The organism is Lentzea sp. NPDC051838 (assembly GCF_040681245.1).
Taxonomy (GTDB): Bacteria; Actinomycetota; Actinomycetes; order Mycobacteriales; family Pseudonocardiaceae; genus Lentzea.
Window position 1 is genome coordinate 43,392 of sequence record NZ_JBFAYI010000036.1, and the last position, 11,817, is coordinate 55,208.

The 11,817-nt window shown below is 70.3% G+C and carries 6 protein-coding genes; 2 read left to right on the forward strand and 4 right to left on the reverse strand.

All coding sequences use genetic code 11. From position 1 onward, the window contains the following. Window positions 1-14: 14 nt before the first annotated feature. Window positions 15-641, reverse strand: a complete 627-nt coding sequence (locus tag AB0M24_RS41735; protein ID WP_363779661.1) for a hypothetical protein — start codon at window positions 639-641, stop codon at window positions 15-17. Further along, complete coding sequence (locus AB0M24_RS41740) at window positions 634-1,065, reverse strand: thioesterase family protein (protein WP_363779587.1); 432 nt, start codon at window positions 1,063-1,065, stop codon at window positions 634-636. Before AB0M24_RS41740 ends, AB0M24_RS41735 begins: the two co-directional genes overlap by 8 nt. A 101-nt stretch (window positions 1,066-1,166) precedes the next feature. Here AB0M24_RS41740 and AB0M24_RS41745 point away from each other — a divergent pair, with 101 nt between their 5' ends. Then, window positions 1,167-1,808 (forward strand): DUF998 domain-containing protein, encoded by a 642-nt coding sequence (locus AB0M24_RS41745; RefSeq protein ID WP_363779589.1) that lies wholly within the window; start codon window positions 1,167-1,169, stop codon window positions 1,806-1,808. Between the two features lie 31 nt (window positions 1,809-1,839). Beyond that, entirely contained in the window at window positions 1,840-2,337 is a 498-nt protein-coding gene (locus AB0M24_RS41750; protein WP_363779591.1) for a DUF2975 domain-containing protein, read from the forward strand. Between the two features lie 22 nt (window positions 2,338-2,359). Here the strand turns inward: AB0M24_RS41750 and AB0M24_RS41755 are convergent, their stop codons facing one another. Beyond that, the gene (locus tag AB0M24_RS41755; RefSeq protein WP_363779593.1) at window positions 2,360-7,303 is read right to left on the reverse strand and encodes an NAD-glutamate dehydrogenase; all 4,944 of its coding nucleotides are present in this window, start codon (window positions 7,301-7,303) and stop codon (window positions 2,360-2,362) included. 325 nt (window positions 7,304-7,628) lie between these two features. Beyond that, window positions 7,629-11,810, reverse strand: a complete 4,182-nt coding sequence (locus AB0M24_RS41760; RefSeq protein ID WP_363779595.1) for a hypothetical protein — start codon at window positions 11,808-11,810, stop codon at window positions 7,629-7,631. Between the last annotated feature and the right edge of the window lie 7 nt (window positions 11,811-11,817).

Here is an 11,817-nt window from a genome sequence, read left to right on the forward strand (position 1 = left end):
GACCTAACTCCAGGTCAGACGAGCAGCGGCAGCATCGAGTGCCGGCGCCGCACCACCGCGCCGTACTTGGCGTCGATCCGCAGCCACGAGTCGGTCGCGGTCACCCGCACCTCGCCGTCCTCACCGAGGAAACCCATGCCCGACAACGCGAACAGGCACCGCAGCGGGATCTTCACGTCCAATCCGGACCCGCTCACCGTGAGCACCGTCTGGTCGAGCAACGACGCCGGCGGCGTGCCCTGCGGCCCGGTGTTCTCCCGCGCCACCGCGACACCCTCGTCGGCGAGCTTCGAGATCACCTCGACGGGCAGCATGTCGACCATGAGCCACCCCTCCCAGGGCGGCAGGGCCGAGCGCCACATCAGATCCTTGGCCGGACCGGGGTCGATGCGTTCGTCGCGCATGACCGCGAGCCCCGTCAGCAGCTCCGAGCCCGACACCGTGACGTCGGCCGGATTCGCCTGCCCCGCAACGGTTCGCGTCGCGAGCGTGTCGAACGGCGTGGCCACCCACGCGTCCAGCAACTCCTCGTTGCGGTTGCGCAGCCGGACCACCGACTGCCCGTCCAGCCGCACCGCACGCGCGGCGAACGCGCCGAGGTCGTCTCTCTCGGCCGCGTCGGCCAGCACCAGCTCAGGCACCATTACCCCCTGCTCGCCACCCGGCGAGGAAATCGCGCTCGGCCTCGGTAAGACGACGTGGCCGCGCGGTCGTCACGTTGTAGGGCACCATCAGCGTCTCCGCCTTGGTGACCACGGGGCTGTCCGCCTCACGGCTGCCGCGCACGACGTAGTCGAGCGTGAACGACGCGGACTTGAGCTCCCGCACCGACATCTCGACGACGATGTGCTCGCCGGTGAACACGATCGGCGCGAGGTAGTCGACGAAGAGCTTCGCCACGACCATCCCCTCGGCCATCTCCTTCACGCCGTGGCGGGCAGCCTCGGTGAACAGCAGCTCGATCCGGGCCTCTTCCAGCAACGTCACCGTGTTCGCGTGGTTGACGTGGCCGAACGCATCCATGTCCGACCAACGCGGCCGCACACCCGTGACGAAGACACCCATGCAGGGACCCTACCCACCCGTAGCGGTAGGGCCATCCCCACCCCGAACCCTCTTGCTGCCCCGATCGTCCACGCCGTCGCCGCCGCCTAGCGTCGGGGCACATGGGGAACACGCCCGTGGCGGCGGCACTCGGCGGACTCAGCTTCGTCACGCTGGTCCTGCTGCACCTGTTACCGGGAGCGGGTGGGGTCGACCCGGTCAACCAGCTGCTGTCGGAGTACCCGGTGCGGTCGCACCTCGTCGGCGTGCCGTACGTGCTGGCGTTGTTGAGCGCGAACGCGGCGGCGGCGCTCGCGGGGAACTTCATGATGCGCGCGGGGCTGCTGCGCGGCCGGCTGCCGGTGTCGCTGTTCGTGGTGTCGTTGGTGAGCCTGCTCGGACTGACCGTCTTCCTCAAGGATCCGATGGGCGCCCGGACAACCTGGTACGGCATCGTGCATCAGGTGTGCACGGTGCTGACGTGCACGAGTCAGCTCGCGCTGGCCTGTGTGCTGTGGTGGCGCCATCGGACAGACCCGTTGAGGCGGGCGTGGGCACACACCATCGGTGCGTTCGCGGTCATCGTGGCCGTGATGCTGATTCCGTTCGTGATCGCCTTCACGACTCGAAGTGGCACGGACCGGTTCGCGGGTCTCGCGATCGGGTTGGTCGAGCGCTCGATGTTCGTGACGCTCGCGGGGATGACCGTGGTGCTGGTGTTGTGGGCCCGAACCTTCACAGGATCTCCACGCCAAGCCGATTGAAAGTCGATAGGCAGCTGTCGATACTCGATCTATGTCTCGTGTCCTGGTGATCGTTCTGCAGGCCCTGCTCGCGTTCGCGTTCCTCGGCGGGCTGTTCGCCCAGGTCGTGGTGATCCCGACGACCGCGGCGGACGAGGTCGCGCTCTTCCCGCCCTACGAGTCCGTGCGGGTGCCGTTCGTGACGTCCGCGATCGTCTTCATCGCGTGCTGCCAGCTGATGTTGGTGGCGCTGTGGGGTGTGCTGCAGCGGGCGGCGAACGGGACCGTGTTCGAGTCCGGCGCGCTCACGTGGACGAACATCGCGATCGGCGCGGTCGCTGCCGCGGCTGTGGTGCTCGCTTGGCTGTTCGTGTATGTGACGTTCGCCGACATTCCCTCGCCCGCCGACGGCATGGAGACCATCGGGCTGTGGATGGGGTCCGCGGTCGGCACCGTCGCGGCGATCGGTGTGGTGCTGCTGCTGGTGATCGGGCGGCAGTGGCTGCGGCGCGCGATCGGGCAGCGTGCCGAGCTGGAGCAGGTCGTCTGACCTGCTCCAGCTCGTCGGGCACTTACCTGACCATGCTCCGCACCTGGCGGGCGGCGACGGACAGGGTGGCGAGGTCCAGCTGGTGGACCCGGTTGATCTCGTCCAGCGCGCCGCGGGAGCGCGCCAGGCGGGAGGCGTTGGCCTGCTCCCACTTGGAGATCTTCTCGGCCGGCGTGTCGCCCTCGTCGCTCGCCCGCATCACGTCGATCGTGATGGCCCGCAACGACGAGTAGAAGTCGTCGCGGAGGGCCAGGCGGGCCAGGGCGTGCCAGCGGTTGCCGCGTTCCAGGCTCGTCACCGAGTCCAGCATGTGGTCGATGTCGAGGTGGTCGGACAGCGCGAAGTACAGCTCGGCGGTCTCCCGGTGCGAACGCTCCGGGCCCATGCCACCGGCCGGGCCGATCTCGCGTTCGGCCAGCTCGGCGATCTCGGTGACGTCGAGCAGGCCGTACATGTAGAGCAGCGCCGCGACCTTGCGGGCGAGCTCGGCCGGGACACCCTGCTCGACGAAGGTGTCCGCCTTGCCGGCGACCACGTAGAGCTCCTTGCCCTTCAACAGTTCGAAGGCGAAGGGGCTGAGCTCCTCGACCACGCCGCGGAAGCGGTTGATCGTCGAGCCCACCGCCAGCGGCTGCGGGCGGTTCGACAGCAGCCAGCGGGACGCGCGGTCCAGCAGGCGGCGGGTCTCCAGCACCAGGTTGTCCTGGACCGCCGTCGACACCACGTTGTCCAGCGTCTCGATCTCACGCCAGATCGCCGGCAGGTCGAACACCTGCGTGACGACGGCGTACGCGCGGACCGCGTCGGTGGCCGACGCGCTCATCTCCTCCGCGAGGCGGAAGGCGAAGGACACGCCACCACCGTCGACGACCTCGTTCACCACGACGGTCGTGATGATCTGCTTCGCCAGCGGGTGGTTCGGGATCGCGGCGCCGAAACGTTCGCGCAGCAGCGTCGGGAAGTAGTCCGGCAGCTTGTTCTTGAACGTGTCGATCGTCGGGATGTCGCTCTGGAGGAGCTCTTCCTTGAGCGTGAGCTTGGTGAACGCGAGCAGCGTCGCCAGCTCCGGTGAGGTGAGGCCCTCGCCGTTCTTCTCCAGCGTCTTGAACTCCACCGCGCTCGGCAACGCCTCCAGCTTGCGGTTGAGAGCACCGCGAGCTTCGAGATCGGCCGTGAGGCGCGCGTGCACCGAGAGCATCGGGGCCGCGTGCGCCCGGCTGACGCCGAGGACGTTGTTCTGCGAGTAGTTGTCCGCCAGGACGAGCTCGCCGACCTCGTCGGTCATCTCGGCGAGGACCTCGTTGCGCTGCTGCTGCTCCACCGAGCCCTCCCGGACCAGGTGGTCCAGCAGGATCTTGATGTTGACCTCGTGGTCGGAGCAGTCGACGCCGGCGGAGTTGTCGAGCGCGTCGGTGTTGACCTTGCCGCCGGCGCGCGCGAACTCGATGCGGCCGCGCTGGGTCAGGCCCAGGTTGCCGCCCTCGCCGACGACCTTGACCCGGAGGTCGGCACCGTCGACGCGGATCGAGTCGTTCGCCTTGTCACCGACGTCGGCGTGCGTCTCGGCCGACGACTTCACGTACGTGCCGATGCCGCCGTTCCAGAGCAGGTCGACCGGCGCGAGCAGGATCGCCTTCTTGAGCTCCGGCGGGGACAGCTTGTCGACGCCCTCGTCCAGCCCGAGCGCGACGCGGGCCTGCTCGGACAGCGGGATCGACTTGGCGGACAACGGGAAGATGCCGCCGCCCTCGCTGATCAGCGTGCGGTCGTAGTCGTCCCACGACGAACGCGGCACGTTGAACAACCGCACGCGCTCGGCGAACGAGCTCGCCGCGACCGGGTTCGGGTCGATGAAGATGTGCCGGTGGTCGAACGCGGCCACGAGCCGGATGTGCTCGGACAGCATCATGCCGTTGCCGAACACGTCACCGGACATGTCGCCGATGCCGACGACCGTGAACTCCTCGGTCTGCGTGTCCACCCCGAGCTCGCGGAACGAGCGCTTCACGCTCTCCCACGCGCCCTTGGCCGTGATGCCCATGGCCTTGTGGTCGTAGCCGATCGAGCCACCGGAGGCGAACGCGTCGCCGAGCCAGAAGCCGTAGCTCTGGCTCACGCCGTTCGCGATGTCCGAGAACGTCGCGGTGCCCTTGTCCGCGGCCACGACCAGGTACGTGTCGTCGCCGTCGTAACGCACGACCTGCGGCGCGGGCACGACCTCGTTGTTGATCAGGTTGTCGGTGAGGTCGAGCAGGCCCGAGATGAACATCTTGTAGCAGGCGATGCCCTCGGACATGAAGTTCTCGCGGTCGATCCCCGGGTCACCCGTCGGCGCGATCGGGCGCTTGACGACGAAGCCGCCCTTGGCGCCGACCGGCACGATCACCGCGTTCTTGACCGCCTGCGCCTTGACCAGGCCGAGGATCTCCGTGCGGAAGTCCTCGCGGCGGTCGGACCAGCGCAGACCACCACGCGCGACGGAACCGAAGCGCAGGTGCACGCCCTCGACCCGCGGCGAGTACACGAAGATCTCGAACTTCGGCCGCGGCGCGGGCAGGTCCGGGATCGCCTGCGGGTCGAGCTTGACCGACAGGTACGGGCGGCCGTTGCCGTCGGCGTCGCGGAAGAAGTAGTTCGTCCGCAGCGTCGCGTTGATCAGCGTGAGCAGGCTGCGCAGGATCCGGTCCGCGTCGAGGCTCGTCACGTCGTCGATCAGCTTGCCGATCTCGGTGACCATGGTCTCGGTGTGCGCGGCACGGGTCGTCTCGTCGAGCACCGGGTTGAACCGGGCCTCGAACAACGCGACCAGCGCGATCGCGACGCTCGTGTGGCCGAGCACCGCGTCCTCGATGTAGTCCTGCGAGTACGGCGTGCCCGCCTGCCGCAGGTACTTCGCGTACGCGCGCAGCATCGCGGCCTGCTGCCAGGTGAGCCCGGCCTGCAGCACCAGCGAGTTGAAGCGGTCGACCTCGGCCTCACCGCGCCAGACGGCGGCGAACGCGTTCTGGAACCGCTCGCGCACGTGCTCGAGGTCGGACTCCGACAGCTGCTCGAGCGCCTTCTGGTCGATGCGCAGGCCGAAGTCGTAGATCCAGCACTGCACGCCGTCTTCGCGGGTGATCTCGTACGGCCGCTCGTCGACCACGATCACGCCCATGCGCTGCAGCATCGGCAGCACGTCCGACAAGGTGATGCCGTCGCCGGTCACGAACAGCTTGAAGCGCCGCTCCCCCGGCTCGGCGTCCTCGGGCACGTAGAACACCATGTCGAGGTCGCCCTCGGCGAGCGCCTCGATCCGGCGGAAGTCGCCGAGACCGATGCTCGCCGGGAAGTCCTCCTTGTAGGCCTCCGGGAACACGGCGGCGAACCGCTGGCCCTGCTCGGTGGCCGACTCGGCACCCAGGTCGCCGCTGTCGCCGACGACGGCCTCGACCATGCGGTCGTCCCAGCTGCGGATCGCCTCGGCGAGCTTCTGCTGGATCGCGTTGGTGTCCGGGTCCAGGGTGCGCGCCGGGTCCGTGTGCACCATGAAGTGCACGCGGGCGAGCGCGGACTCGCCGATGCGCGCGCTGTACTCGAGGTTCAGGCCGCCGAGCTCGGCGAGCAGCACCTCCTGCATCGCGAGACGGCTCGTCGTCGTGTAGCGGTCGCGCGGCAGGTAGACCAGGCACGAGAAGAAGCGGCCGTACGGGTCCTGACGCAGGAACAACCGCAGCCGGCGCCGTTCCGCGAGGGCGATGACGCCTGTCGTGGTCTGGTAGAGCGTGTCGCCGTCGACCGAGAACAGCTCGGTGCGCGGGTAGTTCTGGATCACCTCGAGCATCCGCTGCCCCGAGTAGGACTGCAGCGGGAAGCCGGCGCGGTGGATCACGTCGCGCACCCGGCGCTCGATCACCGGGATGTCGAGCACGTCCTCGTGCAGCGCCGTGGTGCTGAAGATGCCCAGGAACCGGTGCTCGCCGGAGACGTTGCCCTCGGCGTCGAACGTCTTCACGCCCACGTAGTAGGGGTAGACGCTGCGGTGCACGCTGCTCTGCGCGCTCGCCTGGGTCAGCACGAGCAGCTCGGGGCTGAGCGCCTGCGCGCCGTTGTCCGGCCCGGCGGTGAGGCTGCGCGCCGCGAGGCTGTCCTGGCGCAGCACGCCGAGACCGCTCGCGAGCACGGCCCGCAGCGCGGGTTCGCCGTCCTCGTTGACGAGCTCGTACTGCCGGTAGCCCATGAACGTGAAGTGCCCGTCCGCGAGCCACTTGAGGAGCTTCGCGGCGTCCGTGCTGGCCTCGGACGAGTCCTTCTCGAGCTCCTCGGCGAGCTGCGTCGCCGTGGTGGTCATGCGGTCGGTGTCCTCGACGACCTCGCGGACGTCGGTCAGCACCGTCAGCAGCCGGGTCTCCAGCTCACGCGCCCTGTCGGCGTCCGTGATGAGGTCGACCTCGATGTTCATCCACGACTCCGCCAGCGCGTCGGCGGGCGGGTCGGCCGGGTCGGCGGTCGGCAGCACCTCGGTGCGCTCACCCGTCACCGGGTCGCGGCGCACGACGACGATGGGGTGCACAACGCGCTGCACCTGCACGCCACCACGCGTGAGCTCGGACGCGACCGAGTCCACGAGGTACGGCATGTCGTCGGTCACGACCTGCACGACCGTGACCGGACACTGCCAGCCATCGGCCCCGCGGGTCGGATTCAGGATGCGCACCGCGGCCCGTCCGGGAACGCGGCTCGCGGCCAGTTCGTAGTTCGACCGCACCGCTCCGACCAGGTCCACCGGGTCGTCGTCGTTGACTTCCTCGGCGGGCACGTGCCGGTAGAAGAGGTGGATCAGATCAGCGAGTTCGGGTGCATTGGCGGCGGCCCGTTCGATCAGCTCGTCACGGACCTGCTCAGGACTGGCCGGTCGACTTCCACCATCCGCGGTCGGGGCCGCATCGGTGGCGTCGGTACGGGTCGGGGCTCCAGTCGAGGTCATCTTCAGGCGACTCCACGCTATCCGGCACCTCTGTGTGCCGGGTCCGCCCCCACCCTAGATGGGGTGGCGGCCGTCACCGGCAACGGGAGGGGCACTGACAGACCACTGAATCGTGGGCTGAATCGAGACACATCATCAGTGGTTCCAACGCATTCCGCATCGTGGACGCACCGAGCGCTCCTCGAGTTCCGCCCGGTCCGATCCGCGATCGCATGGCGCACAAGCGCTGCCTCTCCCCGGCCGCTTCCCCGCCCGACCCGGCGCGGTCGCCGCGTCGCACGGGCGGACGGGTTGGGGAAGGCTTGAGGTGTGGCGCTGGCCACCATCACCCGCCGGGCAACGTCCAGCCGTCCGACGGGACAGCCCGGATGGGGCCGGTGGTCTCGCTGTCCGGCGCGGTGCCTACCGGCTTGATGGGGCCGGTCTTCTCCTGCGGCCGCTCCGGGGTCGGGTCTGCGGAGGGTGGCTGCAGGGTGAAGGACGAGTCCGCGGTGAAGGGCCGGTCCGGGGTGAAGGGCGGGTCTGGGAGGAAGTAGGAGGCCGGGAGGTCCGTGGACTCCGTGGTGGGGCGCTGCTGGGTGCCGAACGATTGGCCTGGGGCGAAAGCCGACTCCGTGCTCTGGCTTTCGGAGGTCTGAGGCAAGCCGAACGAGGGGCTCAGTTGCGAGTTCGCGCTGGGCTGGGCTCCGGCATCGGGCTGCTGGGTGCCGAACGCCTGGCCCGTGACGAAGGCCGACTCCGCGCTCTGGCCTTCAGAGGCCTGGGACAAGCCGAAGTAGGAGCTCGCCTGCGAGTCCGCACCGGCACCAGGCTGCTGGATCCCGAACGACTGGCCTGGGGTGAAGGCCGACTCGGCGTTCGGCGCGCCTTCGGGGACCTGAGGCGAGCCGAAGAACGTGCTCGGCTGTGCATCCGTGCCGGGCTGGGCAGCGGCAACAGGCTGCTGAGTGCCGAACGACTGGCCTGGTGTGAAGGCCGACTCCGCACTCTGGCTTTCGGAGGCCTGGGGCGAACCGAAGTACGTGCTCGGCTGCGAGTCCGTGCTGGGTTGCTGGGTACCGAACGACTGGCCGGGCTGAAAGAAGGTGTCCGCGCTGGACTGGCCCTCTCCGGTCAGGCCTGCCGATGGCTGCGACGGACCGAACGACTGGCTCGGATCGAAGAGAGCGTCCGTGCTGGTGCGGCCCTCGCCCGCCAGGTCTGCCGACGCCACGCCGAAGGGCTGACCCGGCTCGATGCGGGTGTCCGCGTCGGGTCGTTGGGGCGAGCCGAACGAGTCCGCGTCCGAGCTTGGCTGCGCGCCGAAGGGCTGGCCTGGCTGAAAGAGGGCGTCCGCGCTGGACTGGTCCTCTGCTGCTCGGGCCGGCGGTGGCTGTTCGGTGTCGGTGGCTGACCAGTCCGGGACTGCCAGGACGGTGGCGTCCAGTTGCTCCTCGTCGGAGCGGCGGCCCGTTTCGTAGGCGACGAGGGCTTCGGCGAGCAGGTCGGCGAGGCTCAGGTCGCTGGGCTTGCGGCGGCTGCTCGGGCGGCCGGATCGGGTGCCGGGCTCGTCCTTGGGCTCGGAGGGGCTGACGATGCCCGCGGCCTCGTAGTCGGTCAGTGGGGCGGGGGCCGGTTCTGCGACGGCCAGGGCTTCTTCTTCCTGGGTTGGTTCCGTCGCGAAGAAGTCGTACTGCGGGGTCGAGTCGGGGTCCGAGGCCGGGGTCGGCTGGTCGAGGTCTTCGGCCGGTGGAGGCGTGGACATCCGGACGATGGGGTCGACGTCGAAGTCCGGGCCCATGTCGAAGTTGGCCCAGCCCGCCGGGTCTGGGCGGGTTTCGGGCTCGGGCGGGCGGGTGGAGTCGGGGTCGGCCGCCGGGGACGGGTCGGGCTGGGTGCCGAAGCCCGTCTGGGTGCCGAACGTGGGCTGGGTGCCGAAGCTCTGGGTTCCGAAGGTCTGGGTGCCGAAGCTGGTCTGCGTGCCGAACGTCGGCTGGTTGAAGCCGGTGCCGAGGTGGTCCAGCTGGACCGGGGTGGTGGGGACGTCCTCAGGCTCCACGTCGGCGGAGCTGAGGAACGACGTCGAGAGCAGGTCCGGCTCCGCGGGGTGCGGGATCTCGTCCGGGGTCGGCACCGACGGGATCGGGTCCGGGATCGGCGGGAGTGGCTTGGGTTCCGGCTCGCGTTCAGGCGAAGGAGACGGTTCCGGTTCCGGCGTCGGGATCGAGGCCGTTGACCACTGCTGGGCGGCCAGGTCGAGGCTCGTGTAGTCGCGTTCGGGGAGCTTGCGCTCGTCGGCCGGGGCCGCGGGGAAGCCCGCGGCCGGGGTGTGGAGCGGGTAGGCCGGGGCCGGGTCGTCCAGGTGCGGGCCGAAGTCCGGGGCGGCGGGAGGGCGCGAGAACGCTGCCGCGAGGCCTGAGCGGGACGGCGCGTCCGGACTGCTCGGGTCGGCGAAGTAGTTCGGGGCGTCCGGGTGGTCCTGGCCGCTGAAGTAGGACTGCGGGGCCGGCTCGTCCTGACGGAGACGGGACGGCGGTTCCACTCGCCAGGAGGGAGCATCCGACGACGTCTCGGCGTCCGGGGCTCGACGGCGGCCGCCTGCTCTCAGGCCCAGGGCCTTGAGCATGTCCAGCACGCTTTCCGGCTGGGCTCTCGATGCCTCGTCACGGGCGGCGGCTTCTCTGCGCGACGCTTCCTCGCGGGCGGCGGCCTCGCGTTCCAGAGCCTCGCGGGCGGCGGCTTCGCGGGCCATCGCCTCGCGGGCGGCAGCCTCACGAGCGGCGGCTTCACGTTCCGCGGCCTGGCGGGCCGCCTCCTGGCGCTCGGCTTCCTGGCGAGCCGCGGCTTGGCGCGCGGCTTCCTCGGCCGCCTCGCGTTCGGCTTGGGCGCGTTGCTCGGCACGGGCCTGGCGCTCGGCCTCGATCTGGCGGCGGGCCTCGCGCTGCAGCTCCATGAGCTGGGCTTCGACCTTGCGCTTGCGTTCTTGTTCCGGGCTCAGCACCTCGGGTTCAGGGGCTGAGGGAGGGTCGGCGGGGGTGGAGGTCGGCTGGTCCTCGTCGATCTCGCCCGCGGCCACGCGAGCCGCGCGACGGCGGCCGCTCACCATGGCGCCGGCGGAGGCGATCAGACCTGAGGCGGGGACTGTGCGGTCGGAAGAAGGCACGGCAGGAGGTGGGGGTTCCAAGGGTTCCGGGGTCTTCTCGTCTGGTTCGCCGAACGGCTGGACCGTGCGCCACCTCTCGGCGGCGTGCTGGCGTGCCGCGGACAAACCCTCCACGGTCATGTCTTCGGCAGCTCTGCGGACGCGCTTGACCTTCAGGCCATCGCCCTTGCGAACCTGGACCGGGCGCCACGTGCGGAGCTGTTGTTTCAAAGCGGCGGACAGGACGCCGTCGGTCACGATCTGCATGCCCTCGACCGGGCGGAGCAGGCTCGCCAGCTGCTGGTGCAGATCAGCGGGCTGGCGGTGGACGCCGGAGAACTCGGCCGCAAGCCTGGCGCGCACCGCGTAGACGGCGCGGGCTCTGCGGCGTTCGGCGGCGTGCGCGGAACGCAGGTTCGTCAGCGCGTCGGCCAGTTCGCCGGACACCTCGTGCACGTGCGCCAGCGCCAGCAGGCTTTCCGCCAGCAGCGTGTCGAGCTGATGGCGTTCGGCACTCGCGGCGGCCTCGCGCAGCATCTCGCGGGCGAGCGCGACACGGCCCGCCGGGAGGTGGACGCGTGTCGCCAGAGCCAGCCGCAGCCAGCCCGTGGTGGAGGCCGACGGGGCGCGCACCGGGCGGTCGAGCATCGGGGTGCCGACCTCGCTCGCGTCGAGCAGACGGTTCGCGTCCATCAACGCCAGCACCAGCTCCAGCGTGAGTCGGCCCATGCCCTGGCCGCTGTCCGCCGACGGGTCGGCGAACCTGCTGAGCAGGTCGAGGCCTTCGCGCGCGGCACCGATGGCAGCGGCGATGTCGCCCCACCGGCGGTGCTGCGCCGCCTGCACCGCGCGGATCAGGCCGCGCAGCAGCAGGCGGGTGTCCTCGTCGAGCGTCGTGTCGGCGACGTAGAGCTGGTCCGCCTCGGCGAGCGCGAGCGTGGGCTCGTCGCCGCGGCCCACCGTGACGAGGCATTCGCTGGCCTGCACCAGAGCCGACGCCCGCAGTTCCGCGGGCACGTCCTGGGCTTCCAGCACGGGCGTCACCGCGGCGAAGCCCGTCAGAGGGGCGCCCACGGACCGCGCGCACGCCGCGAGCTCGACTCGCAGCAGCCACGCGGTCTCGTGCTCACCGGCGGCCTCGGCCGCCTTCAGCGCGTCGATCGCCCTGTCGGCGATGCGGACGCCGCGGCCCACGCGGTTGCCCGCGAAGACCACCAGCGACTCGGCACGGAGCCGGTCGGCTTCGTCGTGACGGGCGGAGGCGAGCGCGAGTGCGCGCTCACCCAGCACCAGAGCGAGCTCCGGTGCCCGCCAACGCAGCCGCCAGGCGGGCACGACCAGCGTGCTCACCTCGACGTTCGCCTGCGTCTCGCCCCTCGCCGCCACGACGTCG